General features: G+C 38.4%; 29 protein-coding genes. 9 read left to right on the top strand and 20 right to left on the bottom strand.

The genetic code is table 11. The features are described 5' to 3' along the window. Positions 1-34: 34 nt before the first annotated feature. The 10 genes from gatB to HN643_03145 all read right to left on the bottom strand — a co-directional run bounded on the left by gatB (position 35) and on the right by HN643_03145 (position 7,767). Positions 35-1,561, bottom strand: coding sequence for an Asp-tRNA(Asn)/Glu-tRNA(Gln) amidotransferase subunit GatB (gatB, locus tag HN643_03190; protein MBT7500647.1), 1,527 nt, complete (start codon positions 1,559-1,561; stop codon positions 35-37). Positions 1,562-1,667: 106 nt separating this feature from the next. Continuing rightward, the gene (locus HN643_03185) at positions 1,668-2,297 is read right to left on the bottom strand and encodes a hypothetical protein (GenBank protein MBT7500646.1); all 630 of its coding nucleotides are present in this window, start codon (positions 2,295-2,297) and stop codon (positions 1,668-1,670) included. Between the two features lie 12 nt (positions 2,298-2,309). Then, on the bottom strand, positions 2,310-2,954 hold the full coding sequence (locus tag HN643_03180) for a dTMP kinase (protein ID MBT7500645.1): 645 nt from the start codon (positions 2,952-2,954) through the stop codon (positions 2,310-2,312). An 11-nt stretch (positions 2,955-2,965) separates the two neighbouring features. Beyond that, positions 2,966-3,913: a hypothetical protein gene (locus tag HN643_03175; protein ID MBT7500644.1), complete on the bottom strand. Its 948-nt coding sequence runs from the start codon at positions 3,911-3,913 to the stop codon at positions 2,966-2,968. A gap of 3 nt (positions 3,914-3,916) precedes the next feature. Then, a complete protein-coding gene (locus HN643_03170; GenBank protein MBT7500643.1) occupies positions 3,917-4,456 on the bottom strand; it encodes a hypothetical protein in 540 nt (179 codons plus the stop codon). Positions 4,457-4,482: 26 nt separating this feature from the next. After that, on the bottom strand, positions 4,483-5,040 hold the full coding sequence (locus tag HN643_03165) for an AAA family ATPase (GenBank protein MBT7500642.1): 558 nt from the start codon (positions 5,038-5,040) through the stop codon (positions 4,483-4,485). A 42-nt stretch (positions 5,041-5,082) separates the two neighbouring features. Further along, positions 5,083-5,517, bottom strand: coding sequence for a hypothetical protein (locus HN643_03160; protein MBT7500641.1), 435 nt, complete (start codon positions 5,515-5,517; stop codon positions 5,083-5,085). A gap of 22 nt (positions 5,518-5,539) precedes the next feature. Beyond that, entirely contained in the window at positions 5,540-6,265 is a 726-nt protein-coding gene (gene dcd / locus HN643_03155; protein ID MBT7500640.1) for a dCTP deaminase, read from the bottom strand. Positions 6,266-6,294: 29 nt separating this feature from the next. Continuing rightward, positions 6,295-6,807 carry a dihydrofolate reductase gene (locus tag HN643_03150; protein MBT7500639.1) on the bottom strand — a complete coding sequence of 171 codons (513 nt, stop codon included), beginning with the start codon at positions 6,805-6,807 and terminating at the stop codon, positions 6,295-6,297. 126 nt (positions 6,808-6,933) lie between these two features. Next, positions 6,934-7,767, bottom strand: coding sequence for a thymidylate synthase (locus HN643_03145; GenBank protein ID MBT7500638.1), 834 nt, complete (start codon positions 7,765-7,767; stop codon positions 6,934-6,936). 163 nt (positions 7,768-7,930) lie between these two features. Between HN643_03145 and HN643_03140 the strand changes: the two genes are divergently transcribed. From HN643_03140 to HN643_03125, 4 genes are all read left to right on the top strand, one after another. Further along, entirely contained in the window at positions 7,931-8,236 is a 306-nt protein-coding gene (locus tag HN643_03140; protein ID MBT7500637.1) for a hypothetical protein, read from the top strand. Positions 8,237-8,245: 9 nt separating this feature from the next. Then, positions 8,246-8,419: a hypothetical protein gene (locus HN643_03135; protein MBT7500636.1), complete on the top strand. Its 174-nt coding sequence runs from the start codon at positions 8,246-8,248 to the stop codon at positions 8,417-8,419. 127 nt (positions 8,420-8,546) lie between these two features. Next, positions 8,547-8,909: a hypothetical protein gene (locus tag HN643_03130; GenBank protein ID MBT7500635.1), complete on the top strand. Its 363-nt coding sequence runs from the start codon at positions 8,547-8,549 to the stop codon at positions 8,907-8,909. Between the two features lie 9 nt (positions 8,910-8,918). Continuing rightward, a complete protein-coding gene (locus HN643_03125; GenBank protein ID MBT7500634.1) occupies positions 8,919-9,155 on the top strand; it encodes a hypothetical protein in 237 nt (78 codons plus the stop codon). Positions 9,156-9,334: 179 nt separating this feature from the next. On the opposite strand, the gene HN643_03120 is transcribed toward HN643_03125, so the two are convergent. The 4 genes from HN643_03120 to secE form a co-directional block, all read right to left on the bottom strand. After that, complete coding sequence (locus tag HN643_03120) at positions 9,335-10,018, bottom strand: 50S ribosomal protein L1 (protein ID MBT7500633.1); 684 nt, start codon at positions 10,016-10,018, stop codon at positions 9,335-9,337. 224 nt (positions 10,019-10,242) lie between these two features. After that, positions 10,243-10,665 (bottom strand): 50S ribosomal protein L11, encoded by a 423-nt coding sequence (gene rplK / locus HN643_03115; protein ID MBT7500632.1) that lies wholly within the window; start codon positions 10,663-10,665, stop codon positions 10,243-10,245. 171 nt (positions 10,666-10,836) lie between these two features. Next, positions 10,837-11,379: a transcription termination/antitermination protein NusG gene (gene nusG / locus HN643_03110; protein ID MBT7500631.1), complete on the bottom strand. Its 543-nt coding sequence runs from the start codon at positions 11,377-11,379 to the stop codon at positions 10,837-10,839. Between the two features lie 120 nt (positions 11,380-11,499). After that, on the bottom strand, positions 11,500-11,691 hold the full coding sequence (secE, locus tag HN643_03105) for a preprotein translocase subunit SecE (protein MBT7500630.1): 192 nt from the start codon (positions 11,689-11,691) through the stop codon (positions 11,500-11,502). 80 nt (positions 11,692-11,771) lie between these two features. Here secE and HN643_03100 point away from each other — a divergent pair, with 80 nt between their 5' ends. Continuing rightward, positions 11,772-12,059, top strand: a complete 288-nt coding sequence (locus tag HN643_03100) for a hypothetical protein (GenBank protein MBT7500629.1) — start codon at positions 11,772-11,774, stop codon at positions 12,057-12,059. Between the two features lie 132 nt (positions 12,060-12,191). Further along, the gene (locus HN643_03095) at positions 12,192-13,745 is read left to right on the top strand and encodes a reverse transcriptase-like protein (protein ID MBT7500628.1); all 1,554 of its coding nucleotides are present in this window, start codon (positions 12,192-12,194) and stop codon (positions 13,743-13,745) included. A 381-nt stretch (positions 13,746-14,126) separates the two neighbouring features. Here the strand turns inward: HN643_03095 and HN643_03090 are convergent, their stop codons facing one another. Next, positions 14,127-14,282 carry a hypothetical protein gene (locus HN643_03090; GenBank protein MBT7500627.1) on the bottom strand — a complete coding sequence of 52 codons (156 nt, stop codon included), beginning with the start codon at positions 14,280-14,282 and terminating at the stop codon, positions 14,127-14,129. Between the two features lie 1,797 nt (positions 14,283-16,079). On the opposite strand from HN643_03090, the gene HN643_03085 reads away from it, so the two are divergent. From HN643_03085 to HN643_03075, 3 genes are all read left to right on the top strand, one after another. After that, a complete protein-coding gene (locus HN643_03085) occupies positions 16,080-17,204 on the top strand; it encodes a MoxR family ATPase (protein MBT7500626.1) in 1,125 nt (374 codons plus the stop codon). A gap of 532 nt (positions 17,205-17,736) precedes the next feature. Next, positions 17,737-19,389, top strand: a complete 1,653-nt coding sequence (locus tag HN643_03080) for a hypothetical protein (GenBank protein MBT7500625.1) — start codon at positions 17,737-17,739, stop codon at positions 19,387-19,389. Between the two features lie 342 nt (positions 19,390-19,731). Beyond that, the gene (locus HN643_03075; GenBank protein MBT7500624.1) at positions 19,732-20,208 is read left to right on the top strand and encodes a hypothetical protein; all 477 of its coding nucleotides are present in this window, start codon (positions 19,732-19,734) and stop codon (positions 20,206-20,208) included. A 55-nt stretch (positions 20,209-20,263) separates the two neighbouring features. Here HN643_03075 and HN643_03070 read toward each other — a convergent pair whose 3' ends face one another. The 5 genes from HN643_03070 to gyrB all read right to left on the bottom strand — a co-directional run bounded on the left by HN643_03070 (position 20,264) and on the right by gyrB (position 25,334). Beyond that, positions 20,264-20,749 (bottom strand): hypothetical protein, encoded by a 486-nt coding sequence (locus HN643_03070; GenBank protein MBT7500623.1) that lies wholly within the window; start codon positions 20,747-20,749, stop codon positions 20,264-20,266. A 23-nt stretch (positions 20,750-20,772) separates the two neighbouring features. Beyond that, complete coding sequence (locus tag HN643_03065) at positions 20,773-21,492, bottom strand: hypothetical protein (protein ID MBT7500622.1); 720 nt, start codon at positions 21,490-21,492, stop codon at positions 20,773-20,775. A 145-nt stretch (positions 21,493-21,637) separates the two neighbouring features. Then, positions 21,638-22,159, bottom strand: coding sequence for an HD domain-containing protein (locus tag HN643_03060; protein MBT7500621.1), 522 nt, complete (start codon positions 22,157-22,159; stop codon positions 21,638-21,640). Positions 22,160-22,351: 192 nt separating this feature from the next. Beyond that, positions 22,352-23,113: a hypothetical protein gene (locus HN643_03055; GenBank protein MBT7500620.1), complete on the bottom strand. Its 762-nt coding sequence runs from the start codon at positions 23,111-23,113 to the stop codon at positions 22,352-22,354. Positions 23,114-23,213: 100 nt separating this feature from the next. Next, positions 23,214-25,334 (bottom strand): DNA topoisomerase (ATP-hydrolyzing) subunit B, encoded by a 2,121-nt coding sequence (gene gyrB / locus HN643_03050; GenBank protein ID MBT7500619.1) that lies wholly within the window; start codon positions 25,332-25,334, stop codon positions 23,214-23,216. Between the last annotated feature and the right edge of the window lie 275 nt (positions 25,335-25,609).

Here is a 25,609-nt window from a genome sequence, read left to right as displayed (position 1 = left end):
GAGGTCCGCTCTTTTTATATTGAAAGTTTATTGTTTACAGTTTATCTTTAAGTAGCTTTTCTGTTTTCTTTGGGTCAGCCTTACCTTTGGTTTCTCGCATGACTAGTCCCACAAAATATTTTAGAACAGTTTCTTTGCCAGCCTTGAATTGTTCAACTTGCTCGGGGTTATCTTTTATGACTTTTTGAATAATGCTTGCTAAATCTTTCTCTGAACTAATTTGGCTTAAGTCAAAGTCGTCCATTACATGAGAGGGGTCAGCTCCGGTTTTGGCCATTTGCTTTAGAATCATTTGTGCAGCAGCACTGTTAACTTTATTTTGATAGATTAGAGTAATAAATTCTGCAAAGTTTTCGGCAGTTATTTTATTTTTTGTTAACGGAATTTTTAGTTCATCTAGTAGTGGTAAAAACTTATTAATTATCCATCCGGTTACTAGCTTGATAATTTTTTTCTTATTTCTATTCCAGATTTCTTCTTCTGTTCCTTCAATGCCTTCTAGTGAATGAAGCCAGTCTTTGAGTTCAGAAATAATTTGTTCAACGTAAAAAGATAACTTTTTCTCCTCAGTTAATATTTTTGATTCCTCTCCTGTGAAGCCATACATGTCCATAAAACGACGACGTTTGTCTTGTGGTAGTTCATGTTGTTCAGCTTTAAATTCGTCGATTTGTTTTTCAGTGAAGGTTAATGGTGGTAAATCTGGTTCAGGAAAATATCTATAATCATGTTCCTGCTCTTTGGTTCTCTGTGAAACAGTTTGCCCCTTGGCGTCGTCCCAGCCTCGAGTTTCTTCTGTGGTCGGAGGATTGTTTTCTCTCCAAAGAATGGTTTGTCTTTCAATCTCGTGAGCCATGGCCCTTTCAATGGATCGAAAAGAATTGATATTTTTAATTTCGGCTTTGGGATATAAATTACTATCTCCTTCAGGACGAAGGGAAATGTTAGCATCGCAACGCAGGTGACCTTTCTCCATATCAGCATCAGATATTTCCAGGTGACGCATGATTAATCTTAATTCTTGTGCAAAAGCTTTAGCTTCTCCTGGAGTCGAAAAATGGGGAGCGGTTACAATCTCAATTAGTGGTGTTCCTCCACGATTATAATCAATTAAACTGTCTTTATCTGAATGAGTTGATTTAGCCGAATCTTCCTCCATGTGTAACCGAATGATACCAATGCGTTTGAGTTCATCTTCTTTGTCCAGTCGACCAGATAGAGCATCTTTAGCTTTGTTATTAATGGCGATCCAGCCATGTTCCGCAATTGGTTTATCGTATTGTGAAATTTGATAACCTTTTGGAAGGTCTGGGTAAAAGTAATTTTTCCGATCAAATTTAGTGAAGTTGGCAATTTTACAATTCAAAGCGAGTGCTACTCGGATGGCCATGCTGGCAGCTTCTTGGTTTATAGTTGGTAGAACTCCTGGATGACCAAGGCAGATTGGACAAATATTCTTATTTGGTTGATCAGCTTCGGCATTGGAACAGGAACAAAACATTTTAGTTTTGGTTTTTAGCTGAACGTGGAGCTCCAAGCCAATTATTGTCTCAAGTTTCATATGGAAAAAGGGGATAAAAGGGATAAAGGTGATAACAAGAAGATTATAACAAATTTGGGTTAAAAAATAAAGGGCGCCTGAGAGTGGCAGACAGCCCTTGTTTTGTTTAAGGTTTCGGTGGATTAGCTTCAAGTTCGCGGAAGCAATGTCGACAAACAGAAAGATAGTCTTCATCACCAACATGAATTGATCCAGAAAGAACTTTTTCTCTGTAAGTCGGATGTAACCAGCTTTTAGTTGCTGGAGCTTCACCACAGTGCATGCATACAGCACTTAGTTTTCTCACATGGTCAGCTTCACATAAAAGGTGGGGCATAGGACCAAAAGGTTCTTCTAGGAAAGTTTGATCTAATCCAGTAACAATTACTCGAATTAGATGCTTTTCAGCCAGAATTTTACAAACTTTAACTAAGTCAGTGTGACAAAAATGGCCTTCTTCAATCAGAACAGTGGTGATGTCCGGAGTAATGAATTCCAGGATTTTCCAAGGATCATTTTTAGGAAAAATAATTGCATTTTCATGAGAAATTGTTCCACAACGACTTACAGCTCTACCTTTGGTCTCAATTTTTTCACCATTAGTCAAGCACACTTCTCGGTCAGCAATATCAGGTTGAAATATTAAGTATTTTCTGCCTTTACCATAGCTTTCTTGGTTTATCCAATGAAGAGCAAGTTCACTTTTTCCTCCACGCATACAACTAACAATTACGTCAATACAACCTCGTCTAAACATTAATAACCTCCATTATAATTCTAGTTTGTGAACTATATGTCGCCAAATATCATCATGAATAGCTTCAATGTTATTGTCTGCATTAACTACTGCCCAGTCTGCGCGAGTTTCCGCTAGAGTTAAAAAACCAGTACGAACTTTTTGGTGAAAACCCATGCTTTCACTGTCCAGTCGATCACCATCTCTTCTATCACCAATCCTCCCAATTCCAGCATGAGGGTCGATGTCTAATAAAATTGTTAAATGTGGCTCAAGGCCACCAGTGGCAAATTGATTAATCTTTTTTACTTCTTCTAAGTTAAACAGGCCACGTCCGAAATGTTGATAGGCAAATGTGGAACCATGAAAACGGTCAGAAATAACAATTTCCCCTCGTTTTATATGAGGGAGAATAACTTGACGAACGTGTTGTGCACGTGAAGCCAAAAATAAAAATAATTCAGCTTCCGGCACCATTTCCGTGTGGGCCGGATCTTTTAATAGGGTTCTGATTTTTTCAGCCAGAACACATTCTGTGCCACCTGGTTCACGAGTCAAAAAAACGTTATGACCGTGTTTCTTGAATCGGTTTTCTAGTCGTTGAATTTGGGTGGTTTTCCCAGTCCCTTCACCGCCTTCAAAAACAATGAATTGTCCCATGATTTGATCCTCCATCATATAATTATTGCTTATGGTAAAAAATTAAAATTATTTTTTATTTCTTTTATGATTGATTGACTTATTGGTTGATTAGATTTTTTTAACTTTTCGTATTGGAGTAGGTTTATAGTTAGATTGGCGCTTTGCTTGAAGTTGAGTGGAATGATATATGGGTCCTTGTTTTTTTCGAAATTATCTTTAGCTTTTTGCATGGTAGTTAATAATAGTTCATGTTGCTCTGATTTGGGAGCTTCCTCTGGTGTCGAAAAGCCATGTCTGGTGGAAAAAGGTTGAAAACAAACTGATGGTTGGATAATATTAAAAATTGGTAAATATTCTGAGAAAGGAACCGCTAATTGAGTAGTACAAAATGGGTATTTACTTATGGTCGAAGGTAGTGAAGCTTGAATACCGGCGTTGAAAATGTTTTTGATAATTTGTTCTTGAGTTTCCATGGTCATTAGTTCAGCTTTGTCCATCAGTTCTGATATTGGGTTGCTGTTTCTGAAAAATAGATAATAAAACAAGAGTTTGTTTTTGAATGACTTGTCGATGTCTAAAATCCTGATAGAGGGGCAATTTTTTTCTTGACTTGAATATTCAAGGGACTCAAAATTTTCTGTAGTTGTTGTTGTAATTGAATCAGATGTTAATTGTTCTGCAAGTTGTGTCAATTCTGGTTTGTTTTGATTAAGTGATTTGTGAAGAACAGTTTTTAGTTGTGATTGGTTTAGAATAAATTCAGCATTTACTAAACTGGCAAAAGTAGGGAAGTGTCCCTTGAAGTTTAGTTTTTTAAAATCATTTATTAAGTTTACATATTCTTCGACTGTTTTTCGTGGTTGAATATATTCATTGGTAAACTTATATTTGCTGGTTAAACAATTACCAACTATAAGTTGAAAAGCATAAAACGAAATATTCTCAGCAGTTAGCTGAATAAGACTGGCGGTGAGATTTTTGGTCTGAATATTCATATGTCAAACTTGAGTTTCAAGTTGGTTGGCGCTAACTCGACCGTTCTGCCATTGGCCCCTGTATAAGTTAGTTGAACCTTTGACTTCAATAAATAAGGCATGAACTACGCGAGCGCCCAATTCAATGTTGATTGGGTTATTTCCCATGTTTGTGATTCCAAAAATTAATTCACCTTTGTAACCTGGAGCAACGTTTCCTGTGAATATCATCATTCCGGAGCGAAAGATAGTTGTTCTAGGGCGAAAAAGAACCGCCAGATTGTCTGGGGTGTTGATACGTTCAATTGTTTTCATTAAATAATATTTACCAGGTTCAAAAATGAATGATTGTTTGTTGGTTGGGTCATATTCAGCTAATAACTTTTCGGTTGGGGTTTTTCTTTGTTCAATACCTAGATAGCCTTGACCTTGAATTTCGTATACAGCACCAAGTCGAAGATCAAATCCACAACCCTCTGGATTATTTAATTCTCGATCACAAAGATTTTCTACTAGATTTTGTTCTTTAACTAGACGATGAAGTTCGTCAACTCCTAAAATCATATTTTTATATTTTATTAATCATTTTTTTAGCCTGTATTTAATTTGGTAATCAAGTCGTCAAGCTGAGAGTACAATTCTTCGAATGTTCCATTGTTATTTACAATGAAATTAGCTTGCTTGGCAACTTCGCGAATGGTTAGTTCAGTTTCTCCTTGCTGATCTTTTTGAAATTCCTGAAAAGTTTTGTTTTTATCGTCAGGGTTTTCTGCACGCCTGATGATTCTTTCAAATCGAATTTTTTCTTCAGTTTGGATATTAATTAAATGAAAATTGGGGAGCTCTCGGAGATATTTTATGTCGGGAGTTCTTCGAATTCCGTCTACGCAAACAATTTGATGTGGATCATTTTCTGCATCTTTTGCTATTACTTTTGCAAATAGGTCCTGGCCAAAATTTTCTCGAAGAACAAGAGAGATTCTTTGCATTGTTTCTCGTGATTCTTCTAGATGAAGTCGTTTGAGAACTTCCCTGATAATTGTAGAGAAACGAAAATAACCGGTTTGGTGTTTTTTGGTTATGTAGTCGCTAGCTTCGCCCTTGCCACTAGCAATTTCACCGACAAATCCAATAATTAATTTTTTCATATTAATATGTGTTATGTAAAATAAAAAGGGCAGTTTTTGCCCTTATTTTGAGGCATCAAGGTCAAACATCTCAGTGGCACCTTCGAGTAAATGAACTTTTGTTAAACCAATTTTCTTTATCCAATCCCAGCAAGGTTCACAACACCACCAATGACCCCAAAGAAACATTTCAGCACCTTCAGAACTTAAGGCTTTCCTTTGAAAATCCTTGGCTGTTTGTTCTTCGGCATGGCCATCTTGTTTGCAAGTCTCTTTGCAGTGATGATAACCTTTCCCAGTGGCGCATTTCTCAACTACTCGTGGGCAAACTTCAACTCGCAGGCCTGCATTAGAGCCTTGGGCAACTATTTGATTGTCAATTACAATCACAGCTCCAGTTGATTGTTTAACACAGCCAGATTCTAGAGCGACTTTTTTCGCCGCCTGGATAAAAGGATTATCGTCTTTGACGTACACAATTTCACATCCAGGCGGCATATATGGATATGCCTTTAGTGATTTATAGTTGCTGAGCATTAGTATTTCCTTGATTAGTTTTGGGTAGCTGTTGCGACGTTTCTGCCAACGTCTTCAAATTATTTTTTTGCTTGAGCTCTATTAGGTTACCTTGTTTAATTTGTTCAATTTCTTCAGTGTTGTCAGCCTTGGATTCTAGAGAGTAGGGCGTTGAACCGGCATATTTAGCATCTTGTTTGCCGTGTTTCTTTGCATCCTCTTTTGATAAATCACTCTCTAGTTTGTATAGTTGTACCTGGCAAATTCTTTCTCCTGGATACAATTTTATAATATGATGAGAGTTGTTAACCACGGGAATAGTTAATTGGCCACTATAACGACAATCAATCATTCCAGTTTCAATTTGTAGGCCCCTTCTTAGCGCGGAACTTCTGGGCATTAGTGTTCCAGCAATGTCCCCACAGTTTAAGGTTATTTTTTCTAAGGTAGAAATCAAGATGAATTCCTTCGGAAGAATTTCAAAGCATTGACCTGGGCTAAGTTTAATTAACTTAAAATATTCTTCCATGTTCTGGTAGTCCAGGTAATCAGCAATAACAGCTACTCGACCTTTTGAATTCATTTTCCAACTGTGAGGAATATAAAAACTCCAGCCAACACGAAGATCAATTGAGTTCGGTGATAGTTGAAATTCATCTAGTTCTGGAGCGAAAGTAATTTTTCCTTCTTGGATTCTTTGTAGGATTTCTTTTTTAGTTAGAGTAGACATATTGTTTTGTTAGAATAATTACCCCTCGCTTATTTTATTATTTTATATTTTAAATTAATTACATTACTTCCCAAATCCTTATATTCTAGAAGTTCAAGTTTAATGTTCAAATTTAAATCCTTGAATAGATTTAATCCACCACCGAATAAAATTGGTTCAATAGTGATTAGCAATTCGTCAACTAACCCTTGATCTAAAAATAGGGAATTGACCTGTGTTCCGCCGGCCAGGATTGCTTCAGTAAATCCTTTGTCTTCAAGTTCTTTTAGAAGTTCTTGTGGTTGTTTGTTTGTATATTCAATTTGTCCTTCAATGTTTGTAAATTGCTCAGGAATTCGCGTTAAAACTTTAATTAATCGACCGGGTAACGGTCTGTTGATAGTTTTGTAAGTTGAATTGCCCATTATGATTACGCCAGCTTGCTTAGTTTTTTCAACAAAAAGTTCTTTGTCCGCATTTGACGTCCATTCGATTGACGGCTGGCCAGCATTTTTGGCAATAAAACCGTCTGTTGTGATTACCATCATGAGGGTGTTTTTCATAATTTTCAATTTGTAATTTCCAATTTGCAATAAATTCTCAATGATCTAATTTTCAATTATCGTGTCGTGTGAATAATTTGAAAACTGATAATTTATAATTTAATGAAAATTGAAAAATTGATAATTTTATAACACTATCTTCATTCCTTTTATTGGACCAAGTGGATTATAATTTTTTTGTAATTGGTCTACAATTTCTTGAACCAAAGATTCATCACCAGCTTCGGCTCGGTCATAATGATCTGCTTGAGATTCAAACTGAAGGGGTGGGTGATCATTATTTCTTTCCACCAATTCCCAGGCATGTTGAAAGTGAATGTCATAAATGTGGGCATTGGAAATTGTATGGGTCAATTTTCCTGGTTTAACTCCAAGTTTCGCAGCCACGACACAAAGTAATAAATAAAAACCTGCCACATCGTGTGGACAGCCGAGCATCATGTCGTTTGATCTAATTACAGAATGAATATGTAGTTTGTTTCCTATAATGTTAGCCGTCCAAGTGTAAGGGCAGGGGACGTTCTTTTTTGATTCTGGATTACCGAGACCATCTTCACGTGGATCCCAGGTAATGACTACTCCATGGCGTGAGCCGGGATTTTCTTGTAAATGTTTAACTAGTAGGCCTAATTGATCTCTCCCAAAGGCGCTTCTCCAGCGGTGACCATAAGCTGCAGGAATGGTGCCATCTTCTTCTGTGAAATCTTTCCAAATTCCTGTGAATTTATTAACAAAGTCATCGGGGTTTCTACTACCCATAATATACCAAATTTGCTCAGCCACGAATAGTTTTATTGGGATTTTTCTCAAGGTTAGCAAAGGGAACCCTGTGTCTAATTCAAAAGTCACACCTGGTAAAACTTTACAGGTGTGGCCGGTTCTTTCATTGTATTCATCAAACCCTTCATTCATTATTTTGAGAACCGCTGCTCGGAATTGTTCATCATATTGAGTAGCCATACAACAAGCATGAGATGAGTTTCATTGTCATAATTATTTTACCAGATAAGTTGAGGCCTGAGAAGTGTATAAGGTTGACAAAAATTATAGTAAATGCTAGGATTAGAAAATGATTAAAAGAATGCTTTTAATTTAGACTAGGTTCATTTTACAGGAGGATGTCATGTATAAATGTGTAGTAAAGAACGCTGAGGCTGGATTCAATGGCTTGCATATTTTTTTCAGCATTATTGAGGAAGGAGTGGAGCGATCTTGCGCAGAATGTGATGAGCAGGGTGATGGTATTCACCGTCAGTTTGAAATTGTGAAGGTCAAGCGGGGAGTTGTCATTTTAAATCTAGATAGAGCCTTTAGGGCAAAGCTAGAAGAATACTTGCGAAACACTTATCGTCATGGCGAAGTGATATGCTTTAATTGTTTTGAAGAGTTCATCGAAGAGAGTACCCCCGGTTTTGTGCCAGTTGATTAGGAGTGTATAATGGATGCACCAAAAAAAATTCAATACATGGATCAGGATGAGTTGTTGGATTATGCTGCTTCTTTGATTGAGACAGGTGTCGATCATTTCCAGCCAGAGATCAAGATAGCATGTGCTAGGCTAGCAGACTCAACGTTGCGTTTGGCTGAACTCCGTAGAAAGTTCGATCAATAAGATTAAGTGAAGATTGCGGGGTAAAGTAGTTAGTTCCCAAAAATAACCGTCTCACCAAGTGAGCGGTTTTTTATTATTGACAAGTCTGATTCTAGATGGTAAATTTAGTTCAATATGGAGGTGAAAAATGAGCTCATTGAAATGTGAAGTTGAGAAGAAAAATCATCAATTGGTCATTTGTCTTGTTGGAATGTTGTTTGTTCTTAAGATTGTAAATTTACTACTGCTTCGCGTGAATCATGCTCAGGTGGGTATGTTTTTAACTGAAAGTTTGTGCGTGATTGTTTTTTTGTCAGCCATATTTTTTTCAATTATATACGGCCGAGCAGTTAGTTTTATTTGTAGCCTGGCAGCCTTATTGGTTTTTACACTTTTAATTTTGTTTGGAGTTGTTGAATCTCCACAAGAAACTAACATAATGAACTATACCAGTCTTACATGGTTTTATGCATCTTTGTTTATTGGGAATGGTTTTGCCTTATTCTTATAGGAGGATAATATGGTGGATGGTAAAAAGAAGATCAAAGACATGACTGATGAAGAATTGTTGGAGTTTTCACAAATGGTCCTTACAAGATCTGAAAGTTTTAACAAGAAAGATGAAAAGAGGGTAGCTGCGAATGCTACACAGTCATTGGCGGCCTGCGCGATTTTGCGAGAACGGCGAGCTCTTCGCTTGGAGAAAGAAAAGGGGATGGAGGCGGACAAAAACTATCATATGAATCCGCCGTTTTGAACAACAAAAAACCGACTCACCAAGTGAGCGGTTTTTTTTAATCCAACAATTTTGTCATTATGAATTCATTTCAGAATCTAAAATTGTTGAGTGGGTTTATTCTCGCAGGCTAGATCCTGAAACAAGTTCAGGATGACAGCCTGGGATGTGAGCGGTGTTTTTTATTTGAAGGAATAAATTTATTCCAGTGTAACTTTTACGCCAGGGCCCATGCTTGAACACAAAGTTGAACCTTTGACAAAAGTGCCTTTGGATGTTTCTGGTTTAGCTTTGGTTACAGCTTCTAAGAAGGTTCTGTAATTTTCGATCAAAGCTTTGTCGTCTGTACTGACCTTACCAATTGCTTGGTGAATATTAGCAGAATCATCATTTTTAAATGCGATTTTACCTTTTTTTAATTCAGCAATAGTTTTTTTTAGGTTGGTAGTAATAGTGTCATTTTTTGGTGATGGCATTAAACCTTTTGGACCAAGAATTCTAGCTAATGGCGCTAGGTTCTTCATAAATTCTGGGACAGAAACAGCAATATCAAAATCGATTTTGCCTGATTTCTTCAAAGCTTGAACATCAGCTTCAGTATAAACTTTGTCAGCACCAGATTCCTTGGCTTCTTTTTCTCTGTCTGTTGGTACAAAGGCAGCTACTTTTTTTGCTTCACCGAAAGTGTGAGGTAAGACAACGGTGCTACGAACTTGTTGGTCACCCTTTTTTGGGTCAATACCCAATCTAATGTGTAATTCAATTGTTTCATCGAATTTAGCAGTAGCTGAATTTTTTACAGTTGCTAGCGCTTCTTCGATTGTGTAAAGCTTGTCTCTATCAAAAGAGGTATAAAGCTTTTTTAATCGTGTGTTTTGTGCCATAAGTTTGTGTAATTAGTAATGAGTAAAAAGTAATTAGTAATAGAAGAATAAAAAATCGTGGCTTTAACCACGACCTTGGAAAATATAAATATTTTCCATCGGGCCAGAATACTATTCTGTCCCTGCAATCCATGAAATGGATTGGGTCGTGGTACGAACGTTCTAAAGTTATTTAGAACTTCCACAACATTTCCTATTCTATTGTATTTAATTTGTTTTGTCAACTATTCAACGGTAATACCCATTTGTCTAGCTGTTCCAGCAATAATCTTGGCAGCTTGATCTACGTCGTTGGTGTTTAAATCTGGTAACTTTTTTTCAGCGATTTCTCGAAGTTGTTGTTTCGTAATTTTACCAGCTTTATCTGTTAATGGATTACTCGCACCTTTTTTTATTCCAGCAGCTTTTTTAATAAGCTCAGAAGCTGGTGGGGTTTTCATTATGAAATCAAAGCTGCGATCCTCGTATACTGTAATAACAACTGGGACAATGTCTCCACCTTGATTTTTGGTCGCTTCATTAAATTGACTACAAAAATCCTGAATTGCAATACCATGTTGACCAAGGGCTGGTCCAACTGGTGGGGCCGGAGTGGCTTTACCACCTTGAATTTGCAATTTGATCTTTGTTAATTCTTTTTTTGCCATATTGTTTGTAAGAGCTGGGGTATCTATCATGAAACATGGAATATGGAACAATGATAAAATCTCAGCAACTTGGTTATAGGAGATAAAGGAGCTTAAGGAGGTAAAGGGGATAATAGAACTATAATAATTGTATAATCTTCTTTAGCCTTCTTGCTCTTTTTTCCTTTTTGTCTATATTTTCGTTACTTGTAAATAGTCCAATTCAATTGGAGTTTCTCTCCCAAACATACTAACTAACACTTTAATCTTTCCTCTTTCATCATCAACCGCTGAAATTTTACCTTCAAAGTTCTTGAATGGTCCGTCAATGATTTTGACAGGGGAGTCGACTGAAACATCAATTGTGTATTTTGGTTCGTCCACGCCCATTCGTTTTTGTAGCTCTTTCATTTCTTTCTCAGAAATAGGTGTAGGAATTGTTCCTGTTCCAATGAAACCAGTTACGTTTGGAGTGTTTCTTACAACGTACCAAGAGTCATCAGTCACTAGAAGTTCTACAAATACATAACCAGGAAAAATCTTCTCAGTGATAATTTTTCTTTTGCCGTTTTTAATTTTTATTTTTTTCTCTGTGGGAATTAGAATGTTGAAAATTTTGTCTTCCATGTCCATTGACTCAATTCTCTGTTTTAAATTTTCAGAAACATTTTCTTCGTAACCAGAGTAAGTATGAATGACATACCAACGTTTCCCACGTCTTACTTGTTTTGCCATATTAAAAGGGGATAAATGCATGAAGTATATTCTTCGAATAACTTCACGCCAAGGGGATAAAGGAGATAAAGGGGGTAACAATAATCGGTTACCTGAATTATAACTTTTGTCCCTTCTTTTTTATAAAAAGAGTGCTAGTGCTCTAGAAAATGCAAAGTCCAAAACACCCAGGAATGCAGCTACGAATAAACTTAGTCCAATTACAATTAAAGTGTGTTTGGTTGTTTCTTTTTTTGTTGGCCAAGTTACTTTCTTTAATTCCTGCTTAGCTTCAATTAAATACTTGACCATTCGGTTGTCTTTGAAATCCATATTGATTTGTTATCTTTATGTGTTTTTATTATATGAAAGTATTCTAAAAAGGCCCTCTGGCCTCTATGACTATATTATAAATGAAAATAAAATTATGTCAAGTCAGTGGGTTGTTATTTATTAATAGATATGGTATAGATAGATTAATTAACGAGATGAACGTTACGGAGGGGAACGTTATGGTAATGACAAAAAGGATTCAGCTTCCTTGTGAGCATTCTCAAGTTGTAACTAAGGCACATTTAAGTTGCGCGGTAATTACTTGTCAGAAATGTAAAAAAATTATTAAATTGACAGCTAAACTTAAACGAAAAATAGCCGATGAGCTGGAAGTGGAAAATTGGAAGAACAATTCGCCTATGAGATAAACAGTAAATTATTAATTTACTGTTTTTTTGTGCAGTTTTAGACTAAATTGACCTAAATCTTGACAAAAGTTAGAAAATTTGCTAAAGTTATCAGTTAAAGTATGTTCATTATATTAAAATAGGAGGCTGAAAATGCCAACGGAAAAGAAGAAAAAGGTCAATCCTCTGGACGAGTACACGGACTTTGGCACCATCCTGGTGTTGTCCGAGCGTTTGGCACAGTATTTGCGTCTGCTTTTTAAGCTGGATAAGGCTAGCTGGAACTTTGCTTTGGACAAGATTCGTCAGGGAAAGGCATACCGAGAGTGGCGTAAGTTCAAGGGTCGTGGCAAGGGTTATCGCTATTTTGCAGCGCCCTGTGCTGAGTTGAAGACTGTACAACGATCAATCAAGGCGCAGTTTTTGGATCAGATTCCGATCCATTTTTCTCGTTATGGTTGCCAGGGTGGAACTGGGATCGTGGAGCATGCGGCTGCGCACATGGGTAACAAGGTTGCGTTTGGCGTTGATATTATTAATGCTTATCCTACAGTTCTTCGCAGTCGAATTCGTAAGTGTTTGCAAAAACCATTTCGATTCATGCTCCGACAGTTTGGTGATGTTACTTGGTTGGAAGATGACGTGAAGAACATGCTGGAGGCAGTAGTTGATTTGCTTTGTTTGCATGATCGACTTCCGCAAGGCCCACCAACTTCACCGCGTATTCTGGGTATTGTGTGTTACAAAATGGACACAGCTATATTCAGTTATCTGCACGAAAGTTCAAGCCCTTTGCAGGGTTTTAACATGACTTCTTGGTTTGATGACATTACGGTATCTTCTGACAAAGAGATCCCAGAGGAAATGAGGGCCAAGATCCTTGCGCTAATCAAGGAGCATGGCTTTATTCCTCACACTCGGCCTGACAAAACTAAGTACTACAGTCCTGAAACCGGTGAAGTTCCGATTGTAACTGGGATCGTGATTTGTCCTGATGGTCGTTTGACCATGGCGCCGCGGAAAGTGAATCAGTTACGAGCTGCTTTTAACAACTGGCTCAAAATCGAAGTTTGGGATGAGCACATTCTGGGTAAGGTGAATGGCACATTGGGTGCGGTTCGTCAGTTGTATCCGGAGAAGCTACCATCCAAACTGCGCGTTCTGGTTGGCAAGATTGAAGATCGTTTGCATGCTGGCAAGGTTGCGAAGTCATTGCAATATTTGGACAACGCCTTGTTGCCGAGTGGTTTGCAGGATTTGGCAAAGCAGTTGAGCATGGTAGTGATTGACGGCCAAGGTGATGTTTCTTCTCAGTTGCTTGGTGACAATCTATTGTTTGTTGACGGTGCGGCCAGGAAGTCTTACCAGGCTGGTATCGGTGCAGTTTTGATTAAGGATCGAACTGAAGTATCAACTATTTCCCAGCTGATTGGGAAGGCGACAAGTAATCAGGCTGAATATCAAGCAATAATTGTTGGTTTGACGGCAGCTAAAGAACTTGGCATTGCTGAGTTGGACTGCTTTACCGACAGTATGCTGGTTGTGAATCAGCTTAACGGCAAGTTTGCAGTGAGTAAGCCTCATTTGCGAACCCTGGTTGCACAGGTGAAGGCACTTGTTAAGGAAATTGGTACAGTGCGTTTTCACCATGTGCCACGTGAATTGAATACCAGTGCTCACAGTTTGGCGCATATGGCATTGAAGTAGTGGTTCTAGTATAATTACAAGGGAAACTCCTAGAGTTTCCCTTCAACTTGTGAATTGTAGCTTTGAGTTAAAGTTTACAAGTTGAAAGCTAGTTTGTTTGACCTTTTTCACGGGTCGTACTTGTTTTGAATTCAAAACAAGTTTGTAGGGTTGGATAGCTCCAGCCAGTGTTTTTTGACGCTTCGGGTTTTCTGGTTAACACCACCGACCCTCAACGTCACAAGTTATCCGGATTTCTTCGAAATCCTGATAACATCACAACCAATGAAACTAGCTTTTTGGGGAGCGCCCCTACTGGAGAATGCAGCATTCTCCAGTCAACCAATGCTTTTAATTAATTTGAAATTAGTGGTTGGCAGATTTGTTTGATTGTTATAGATTCTACCCAATCGTGTAAATATCATGGTAGACTGCCAGTCTTGAATCAAGATTGGTTTGGATAACGATCCCTGGTTGATGGCGAACTATATTTTGACCTTTCTCTGTTGCGCTTCGCTTAGAAGCAAGGTCAAAATGTCGCGTTGCTTTTCGTGCCATAGCAAATTTGTACTTTTATTAGGAGGAATGCAGCATTCCTCCTTCAACTAAAGTGTTCAATCTGTTTGAGCTTTTTAGTTGAAGTTAGTTTGTTGGTTGGGCTTTAGCAAAAGTCTGCTAAAACTTATTTTGTAGCAAAATAAGATAGGCATTTTTATAGGTAGTTGCCAACCACTACCAGCTTGGGCTCCCGGGCTTCGCCTGTTAATGGAACCCCTGCACTGGCCAGTCTCAGAAAGTTTTCTGTGAAATCTTTACTGAGACTGGATCATTAACCATAGCAAACTAGCACATGGGGAATGCAACATTCCCCAGTTCACTTGAGTGTTTTATATTAAAGTATTCAAGTGAGCTGTAGTTTGGTTAATCGTCACTATTTATAGTGAGTTGTCGTTTTAACTAGCTTTGATTAGCAAAGTTAGTAAGACAACGATCGTAAGGTTGCGCCAGTTCCCCAGTTTAGCCCCACGTTTCCCCTAAAGGGCGTGAGGCTAAACTGATCTGTGACACTACACTGCGTTTTAGATGTCACAGACTCCGGCAACCATATGCAAACAAAACAGCTCCGGGGAAGTGAATCATTTCCCCGGCTTACCTGAGTAGTTAAATTGATTTTAATTATTCAGGTGAGCTGTAGTTTGGTTAATTGTCACTATTTATAGTGAGTTGTCGTTTTAACTATCTTTGACTTGCAAAGTTAGTGAGACAACGATCATAAGGTTGCGCCAGTACCCAGTCCAGCCCCACGTATTCCCCTGAGGGCGTGGGGCTAGCCTGATCTGTGACACTACACTTCGCTTTAGGTGTCACAGACTCCGGCAACCATATGCAAACAAAACAGCTCCGGGGAAGTGAATCATTTCCCCGGCTTACCTGAGTAGTTAAACTTGATATTTAATTGTTCAGGTGAGCTGTAGTTTGGTTTGTTGTTGTCACTACTTGTAGTGAGTTGTCGTTATAGTTGATTTTGTTATCAAAGTCAGTGAGACAACAACCCTTAAGGTTTAGCCAGTGCTCTCACCCAGTCGCGCATCGCAACTGGGGTTCGGTTTGTGACCCCGCCTACGGCTTGCGTCACAAACAGAAGCAACCTTATGCAAACAAAACAGCTTTGGGGAAGTGAATCATTTCCCCTTTAACCTTTGAATCTAAGGATTTGGATTTAAAGGTTGAAAATCAGTTTGTTGGAGGACTTTGTCCTTTGCTTGCATTGTAGCAATGTAAGGTTAAGGTTTAATTTGGTGTTGCCAGGGTTCCTCACGGTCACTCCGGTGGGAAGTTCCCGTGACGGCCTTGTGACAAATTTGCTGCAACCCTGCTGCAATTCTTGCTGCATTCTTGACAGCAAGTTTTTCACAAGCCTACAACAGCCATAGCAAACTGATTCAGGGGAAGTGAACCATTTCCCCTTTAATCTCTGAAGCTAAAGGATTGGATTTAGAGATTAGAAGTTAGTTTGTTTGAAGCTTTGGCAAAAGCTTTACTTGTATTGTATCAATACAAGGTTTGCGTTTAAGTATATTATTGCTAGTCCTCGTAGCGTTCCCCGCCCTTCGGGACTCATGCGGTTCACGCTACGGCACCGTAACTGTTGTCGCTACGCATTCGTAACGAAAAGTCGTTACGAATGACAATGAGCAAATCTCATTTCGTAGCGAAACTGTTACGGTCCTACAGGTCCTTAGCAAACTAACTTAGCTGGAAGTGTAACACTTCCAGCTCAAATTCTTGAAACTTATTTGATTAAATAGGTGATAAGAATTTGGAAATTTGAACATTACAAAAAGAGAGGTAAAAATGGCTGATATCCTGAAAGTGAGAGCAAAATTTGATGCCAGTGGTGTCTTGGGTTGGAAATTCGTAGATGAAGATATGCGAAGTACCCTGGTTCAAGTGAACCATCCGCCAAGTGGAATCAAGATTGAAAATGGCGATGTCTGGCAGGTTGAACTGGTTGAAAGGCGGCCTGGTAAAGGGCGTCAAAAAATCGCTATTGTGCAATTGGTTGCCAAAGTGCAAAAGTTGAAGAAATGGGAAAGTATTGCTGAATTGAGCAATTTTTGGATCGAGAATCTCGACCTGAAAACTTTGTTGGTTTGGCTTAACGAAGGTATTGATGTTTTGCTGATTGGACCGAAAGGAACTGGCAAGACAACTTTACCTTTTGCCATTGCTCAGGCTTTGGGCTGGCAGCAACCGTATAAGGTTGATGTTTACACCATGAAAAAGACCACAGATCTGTTTGGCTCCAATGCGGCAGCCAATGGCTCAAGTCTTTTTATCCGTTCTGGCTTTTACGATTACATTGAACGCGCCATGATTGCGGAGAGAGAAGGTTTGGCAACGCAGTTTTTGGTAGTGCTGGATGAAATTAACCGAGTGCATGCCAAGACTAATGAGAGTATGCATGGCTTGTTCGATGACACTCGTCAGGTCACCTTTCCTACCGCGGAAGGTAGTAACACAATTGTGTTGCCAGGGAATATTCACTTTATGGGCACTATGAACATGGGTGATGAATATCTGGGGACACATGGTGTTGATGCGGCACTTAAGGATCGCTTTGCACCGATGCGGGTCAGGGAGATGCCTAAGGATTATGAGTCTCAAAAGCTGGCTTCTGAAGTCGGCATTTTGGAATCACAGGCTCTGAAAATTGTTGAAGTTGCACGTAATTTGCGAACTGCAGAGCGTGCTGGCAATTTGGCGTTTTCACCCAGTTATCGTGGTTGTCGAACAGTAGGCTACTTGCTCAAGCATGGTGTTGATTTGGAGTCCGCTATTATCAAGGGATTCCTGGGGTGGTATGAAGGTGAAATTGGTGTCAATGGCACAAGGGACCGAAAACCCAGAGATGCCAACAGTGAAGTAGCTAAAGCTTTTTCTGCAATGAGAAAAAGTATTGCTGATCTTTCAATATAGACTGAGTTTGTTTGAACCGCTGATTTTTCTAAATCAGATCTTCGTTAAGCTGATATTGTATCAATGTCAGTAAGAAGCGTTCCGTTAGGTTTAGCTTGAGTGCAGTTAGTCAGCCTCAGTCAGGTCGGCCTTTGCTCGTCAACGTCGCGCTGACGCGCTATTGTTGTTTCCTTCACTGCAGGCTACGGCCTGACAGTGGCTGACAAACCCAAGCTCACCATTAGCAAACATCAGTCATAGCGGGAAGTGAAATTCATTTCCCGCTTCTATTTCTGGTTTCAAAGGTTCCAAGAGAAACTTGAAATTAGAAATAGAATAGTATAAAAGATAAAGGGTTAAGGATTCAAGAGCAAAGGGAAAGGGAAGTAGTAAGGTTCAAGGAGTAAGAGACTAGGCGGATTTAGACTAAATAATAAAGCCTTTTTTTTCTTCGTGTCTTGAGCCCTGAACCTTTCCTGGGTCTTTGACCTTAAATCTTGAATCTTTCATTTTTTAAATAAAATATTGATCATTAAAAAAATGAGGTAATAAAATGAATCCAGACCTTTTATTTGACAAGCCATTATCAGAACAAGATATGGCCTTGTTGGAACGAGAGTTTCCTTATCTATGCAATGATGTGGCGATGATTATTAATCGGCCATTCAGGTTTATTTGGGATCCCCGTGTTGAAACTGCGGCTACCGACTGCAAGGCTGATATTTTCATGAACCCATACTATTTTGTGAAAGGGTTTGAGCAGGTTGGCTATGGTAGCGTTTATCATGAAGCTGGTCATATCCTGTTTTCACCATTTGGTCCTGAGTTATTGAAAAGGGCAATGGACAAGGAAGACCGGACATTGTATCATATCTTGCAAATCATGTTGGATCGCAAGGATGATATTTTGTTAGCTGATGATTCGCCTGGTTTTGCTAAGGCCTTGCGTGGTCGATTGTTGTACTTGTGTGTAAATTCACGCTATGAAAAGTACGAGGGTTTTTTGACTAAACGTGGCATGAATAAGGCTCAAATGTACCAGTTCTTACGTAACTGGCCAGCTGAAGATGTTTATGAGGATTTTTTCTTTGCTGCTAAGTGGCACAAAAGCCCGAAGTTTAAAGAAACTCGTAGAGCAATGAAGCAGTTGCGTAGAAAAATCCTGGTTACGGCAACGCCAGAAGAGTTTTATTGGCGAGCTCTAAAAGTCAAAAACATTCTTGGCGAATGGCAAATACGGAATTCCGAAGATGAACGGCCAGAGATTGAATTTTGGCTCTTCTCTCAGTTCTTTAGCAATTTTGCAAGAGGAAAAGGGGAGTTGCCCAAGGCATTGTTAAAGGCGCTGAGGCAGATTGCTAAATTACATGTAGCTACGGTGCGTAACACTGGGCTGAAACAACTGGCTCAAAAGTTGAAATCTCTGAACATGGTTCACCCTGGCCCAATTTCAGTCGGGTTAAAGAACAATGTTAAAGTTAAAAAAGTAAAAGCAGATTCAGCTAATCATGCGCTGTATCAAAAGTATTTACAGCAAAATAGAGAATTGCTTAAACCCTTGATGCGAAAGTTTCGATTTTTGGAAAACCCAGAATATTCGGAGCTGTATAGTCAGTATGAGGGTGATCTGGATATGGATGAGGCAGCTGGTATTGCGCTTGGATTTCCAGATGTTTTTACGGAAACAATTGTTGAACGTAACATTGACGCTGAAATTCATTTAGCGGTTGATACCAGCGGTTCAATGAGTGAAAGCAAACTGGAAAAAGCCAAACGAATTGCTACGCTGTTTACCGAAGCGATTTTACGACTAAGTCCAGCTTGTGAAGGACATCTTTGGGGTTTTAGTTCGGAGGCAGTGTACGATTTTGGCCCAGCCAGTCGAGACTCTGGGTTTGTTAACCTAGAAGGTGAAGGTGCTAATTCAGATACTCACATGTTGAAGAGCGCTGGTTCAAAGTTGGCTAGGTCGACCAAGCGTCGTAAGGTACTTCTCGTTCTTTGCGATGATGGGCCAGATGATATTGCTCTGGTTAGAAAAATGACTCAACAACTTCTGGCTAGGGGGATCATTGTTGTGCATTTCATGGTTGGAGTGCATCACGTTCCAGATATTTATCCTATTGAATTGATTTACACTTCAATGGAAGAGTGTCTGGAAGAGTTTGGTACAGCCCTGCAAGTGGTTGTGCGCAACCTTCGTTAATGGGACTGTTACAAAGCTCACTGAACAATTCAGTGGGCTTTTTTATTCATAAATAACAAGTCATTTTTCAATTAGAATTAGGTTGTTGCTTAATTGATTTGACGCTTAGAATATTATTAGCAGGGCGGGGTCTGGGGCCCCTCGACTGGCTCGGGGTAAACTCCACTTGTCATCCTGAGCTTGTCGAAGGAGTGGAGCCCCAGCCTTTTTGCTACTTTTTGGGTCAAAAAGTCGAAACCTTAAAATTGTAAATTTTGTCTCTAAAATAAACCATGTAAAGATTATACAGGTTGGATGAAGGTATTTTTTGTTGACTATTTTGGAACATGTTATAATTGAATCATGGACTATCTAGCTCACGGTTTGTGGAGTTATGGCTTATTTCACAAACTAAAACAAGTTAAGCTAGCCGTATTGTTCGGCCTATTACCAGATTCAATGTCTTGGTTGATTTTTGCTATTTATAAAATTATTTTTGAGCGCAAGTTTGGTGAGCCAGATTTGAATAATATTCCTGATTGGACATTCACACTTTATAATATCAGCCATAGTTTGTTTGTGGCAGGTGCATGTATTTTGATTGTGTTCTTGGTTCTGAAAAAATTTCCAGTTTATATGCTGTCCTGGCCGATCGCAATTGTTTTTGATCTTTTTACTCACACCAGAGATTTTCTGCCGACCCCATTCTTGTGGCCAGTATCAGAATGGAAGTTCCCAGGTATTAGCTGGGGCAATGGATGGTTTATGATAGGGAATTACTCGGTTTTGTTAATATTATTTGTATATATATTTTGGAAGAAAAGACAATTGAAAAAATAAAATAAAAAAGACCGGCTCACGCCGGTTTTTTTTGATATTGGAATTTTGTAGTATATTATTTGTACCAAACAACAATTGGTCTTACCAGTAAATTTTTTTTGGCGGGTGGTCCAATAAAGTCAAACCATTTGTCCTTAAAATCGTCAGTTAACATTTTTTTTATTTTGCCAAAGTGTGGGTCAGCCAATAAAATATTATTTTTTTCAAAGCCCACGACTACAGAAAAATGTCCGCCTTGTTCAGGGGAGTACCAATTGACGATTACCGGAATGTTTTTGCTAATGTATTTTCTGAGTTCTGAAATTAAGGCTTCTTCTTTCCAAACTCCTTTAAATCCCAATGATTTAGCGATTCTCAACATCTTCTTATCAGATAGTCCGTTAAAAAGGATAATCTTACCGGTTTTTGGATCGATTTTGTTGGCGATTTTCATTGCCCAATATTTTTCAGAGTGAATAATTCCATAATAATCCATAACCATCTTCATTGAAGCGGCCCCACACATTCCGTAAGATTGTTTGAATGGTTTGATTTTTAGCATAAGTATGGGTTGATGTTAATTTATTAATTTTCAAAACTTCTAATGTAATCTAGTTCTTTTGAGATTGAATTTGAAACATCTTCTAATATGGCTCCCTCTAGTATTATTGGTACTGCTAATTTTAGTTTTAGTATTTCAGTAATTTCTTTTTTGTTAATAGCGCAATAAGTAGGAACATGACCCGCTGAGTCACTACAGCCACTAACGTGCATGTGGTTTAATCTATCTCCCATAACTTCAACGAATTCTTTAGCAAGTTTCATGCTTGGATCATGTTCATATGCATGTTCAACATCCAAAACAAACCTAAAGTCACATTTTGTTTTCAATTCGTTGAAATGTTCTGGATGAGTCCCATAGGTTTTTCTTCTGTCCATGTTTTCTAATAAAAATGGTAATCCTGATTGTTCTAATATCTTAAAATCATCAATAATATCTGGATGTAAGACTAACCCTGTAATGGGAAGTTGATCAGATAATTCTTTTAGTTTGTTGATTATTTCCTGAGTTTTAGAATCTGAATTGTATCTAAGTTCTTTCCATGGAGCATGAATTGAAACAGCCGAAAATTTTTCAATGTTTTGCTTTGATTGATCTGATAACCTATACCCGAATAATTCAGTGGGTGTTGCAAAGCTAAGTTCAATCGCATCCGCTCCTAATGAATGATACAATTGGATTCTTTCATCAAAGGGAACATTTGCTCTGCGTAAACTTCCTGTTGAGAAACCAGTTTTTGGCATATTATAAAAAGGTTGAGGGATTATATAAATTTAGTGAAATTAATGAGTTTTATAAAATAAAATTATTTCTCAAAAGAAGCCTCTAATATTTTGTCCAGCCACGCGCAATTTATTCCTTATTGTATTTAAGGAAGTTTTATTCGGTTTAATTCGCAAACCTTTCTTGCCAACTTTTTAATTCGTTAAATATTTTATCGTCAAAATCTTCCGGTTTAAACTTGAAAATAGCGTTGGCATTCTTTATGCAATGTTTTTTTAATTCATTCTCGTTGTTTTGGCTGGAATACCACTTGAAACTATCAATAATATCAGCCGTTTTAACAATGAGAGCGTCTTGCCCGTTTTGTACACACCGTTGAATCAGTTCGTTGGTTCTTTTTTCTTTGTCTGCAATCGTATCATCTTTGGTACTAGCACAAATCAAGCGTACAACATTATCGCCGAACTCATCTCTCAGTAATTGTTCGTCAGCACCAGACCACTCAATCGCATCGTGCAAAATGCCAGCTAAAACAATATCTTCTGAATAACCATTTTCATATAAATACACGCCAACGCGTATGTCGTGAAACATAATTGGCTTTCTGCTATTTTTATCTGACAGTGGCATATACTCTGACAGAATTCGCACAGCTTTTTCAAATTTTATATTAAGTGATTTTGCCATATATTTTGACGTGAAAATAAAATTTCCCCAAATTAAAATGAAAAGAATTTATTGGTATTTCGTTTAACGTTCCGCAGTATGCGATGTTTGGCAGTGGTAAAATTTGCGACGGAGGAGCTTACCATTGCCAAATATGAGTGGAGCGACCAACGGGAGCGAAACCGCATACTGCGTGTTATATGATGTACATTTTTACTTTTTTTCATTTTCATGCCAGAAAAATTCAACTGTTTCTTGACAGTATTTTTTAAGTGCAGCGCGATCTACCGAAGCAAAAATTGGATCGTCTGGCAACTCTAGCTCTTCTCCAACAACAATTGCATAAAAACAACCCGCGCCAAACAGACTGCTACGCAATAAATCTTGTTGTGCTTCGTTGGGTCTGGGCTCATGTAAATCAACTCCGTAATCAATGGCGACTGGCTTAGCTGTTTCAGGATGTTGTGGATCTATTACAAGTGCGAAAGTATCATTTGATAATGAGTATCTTCTCGCAATTTGTGTTGGCCCAAGTCCTGAAACGGCGATTGCAGAAAATAACAGATGATCTTTAATCATTTGCTTTGTTTCGGTGGGGATCGTCTTTATTACCCCTCTCCCTTCTGGAGTTTTAAGCTCTGGATTATTACATGAAAGCACTAATCTTCTACCATTTCCAGACAAGTCAGTCGCCACTAATGTTTGTGCACCATTGTTAAATTCATGAGCCCAGGCCCTTTCAGGAACATTAATGCCGAGTTCCTTTAAATCTTGCCACTGTCTTTGCTGCTGAAGTGCGTCTTTTCTCTCGTACATCGATTTTACAAACATAGTATAAGGATCTTTCGATGTTGGATCTTCCACTTCAGCAATGTATTTGGGACCCTCAACACCGACCTGAATAGGCGTCAATGTGCGGATAGTTATTTCACGTCTAAGTTCTCGCTCAGCATTAGGTTTGAATTTTTCTGGCATAATTTTTTGAGAATAAAAAAGTAAAAATGTATTTCACATAACTTGTTTCTATGCGAAATCATTTCGCATAAAAAACCCCGACTTACGTCGAGGCATTTTCTTATATATCTAAGTTCTTCACGCTTTTCGCATGAGTCTGAATAAACCTCTTGCGTGGCTGAACATCAGCGCCCATCAAGATGTCGAACACTTCATCAGCTGCTTCTGCATCTTCGATGGTAACTCTTTTCAGCATACGATGAGTTGGATCCATGGTAGTTATCCAAAGTTGTTCAGGGTTCATTTCACCAAGACCTTTGTATCGTTGCAAAGAAAAGCCTTTAAGTTTTTGTAGTTCGTCTTCAGATATTGTGTTCTCATCAATTTCTTCTCCTTCTCCATCTGCAGATTCTTCGACAACCTCCTTAACTTTGGTGGCAGGCGATTTTTGTTTCCCCAGTTTCTTTTTTAGTTCTTCTAATTCTTCTTCAGAATATACATAGTGACTTTCTTTGCCCCTTTTTACTAGATATAGGGGAGGCTGAGCAATATATAGATGTCCTTCTGTGATTAGTGGAGAGAAATGGCGATAAAAAAGAGTTAATAAAAGTGTCCGGATGTGGGAACCGTCTACATCAGCATCCGTCATGATAATAATTTTATCGTAACGTAACTTTTCTACTTCAAACTGTTCACCAATATTTGTTCCCATCGCAATGATTAAAGATTTAACTTCATTATTGGCCAGCATCTTATCTAAACGAGCTTTTTCTACGTTAATAATCTTTCCACGTAGAGGCAAGATAGCTTGATAATCTCGGTTTCGTCCTTGTTTGGCAGAACCACCCGCAGAGTCTCCCTCCACAATATATAATTCACATTTCTCAGGTTCTTTTGATGAGCAATCAGCCAGTTTGCCAGGTAAACTTAAACTGTCTAAAACACCTTTCCGGAGTACAGTTTCGCGCGCGGCTCTTGAAGCGCGTCGAGCTTGAGCTGCTAGAAGGGCTTTGCCGATTATTGCTTCAGCATCTTTGGGATGTTCTTCAAGGAAGATAGCCAGATGTTCTGATAGTACGCTATCAACTGCTGGTTTAACCTCAGCATTTCCCAGTTTGGCCTTAGTTTGACCTTCAAATTGTGGATCACCAAGTTTTATACTAATAATAGCAGTTAATCCTTCTCTGACGTCATCACCACTTAGGTTTTCATCTTTTTCTTTTAGAATGTTATTTTTTCGAGCATAGGTGTTCAGTGTTCTAGTCAGAGCAGTCCGAAAACCAGCCACATGCATACCTCCTTCAGGATTGAGAATGTTGTTGGTGAAAGCCAAAAGAGTTTCAGTGTATTCTTCGGTATATTTAATAGCAACTTCTACATTAATGCCATCAACTTCCTTGTCTACGTAAAAAATGTTTTCATGCTTGACCTTGTCCTTGCGGTTCAATTGTTTAACATAAGAGGCAACACCACCTTCAAAGTAAAAAGAAAATTGCTTTGGTGCGTCTTTCTCTCGGAGATCTAGACATATAATTTTTATTCCTTTAGTCAAGTAGGCTTGCTGTCGCATCCGAGTAAGTATTTTGTCCCAATTATATTCAAGAACAGTAAAAATCGTAGAGTCAGGCTGGAAAGTAACTGTTGTTCCGGTTCGATATGCTTTTTCCGGATGATTGAGATCAGGAGTTAAGGAACGTTTAACATTTCCAATCGCTTTTAGTTTGGTTTGTGGTTTACCTTGTTTATATTCCTGCTCATAAAGTTTTCCATCACGTTTAACCTCAGCCTTTAAATAGCTGGATAGGGCATTAACAACTGAAACACCCACACCGTGTAATCCACCTGATACTTTGTAGCCACCATCACCAAATTTACCACCTGCATGTAGTTTGGTTAGTACTGTTTCTAGTGCTGAAACTTTTGTTGATTTGTGAACTTCAATAGGAATACCACGACCGTTATCAGTTATTGAGACCATACCTTTTGGTAATAGTTTAACTATAATGTCGGTACAATGGCCAGCCATGGCTTCATCAATTCCATTATCAACAACCTCCCAAAGTAGGTGATGTAAACCTTCACTGGCGGTGTTTCCAATATACATTCCAGGTCTTTTCCGAACGGGAGCTAGTCCTTCCAAAACCGTAATCTGGGCGGCACCATAATCATCATCATTTTTAGCTTTGGGTTTTTTAGTAGGAGCCTTTGGTTTTGGTTTACTGACAGGTTTTTTTGGAGGCATAAGTTATAAAAACGCAAGAATACACAAATTTAAAATTATACAAATATTGGATATTCTTAATTTTTTGATTAATTGTTTCATCTACATTTTAGCATGAAAAAATGGCTTTGTGAAGAGCTTCGGGGGATAAAAAGTTAATAAGCTAATATTAATATTACTCAAGTATTGCCCCAATATTGTCCAAATATTTAACAGTTAATGGAATGTTTGTTTAGTTGTTCTATTGTGTATTGGGTATTGTGTATTGGGTATTGTGTATTTGATATTGTGTATTG

It is taken from the genome of Candidatus Falkowbacteria bacterium, from assembly GCA_018674305.1.
Taxonomy (GTDB): Bacteria; Patescibacteriota; Patescibacteriia; order UBA11705; family JABHMO01; genus JABMRF01.
The sequence above is the reverse complement of the archived record's forward strand: the minus strand, read 5'-3'. Positions and strand labels throughout refer to the sequence as shown.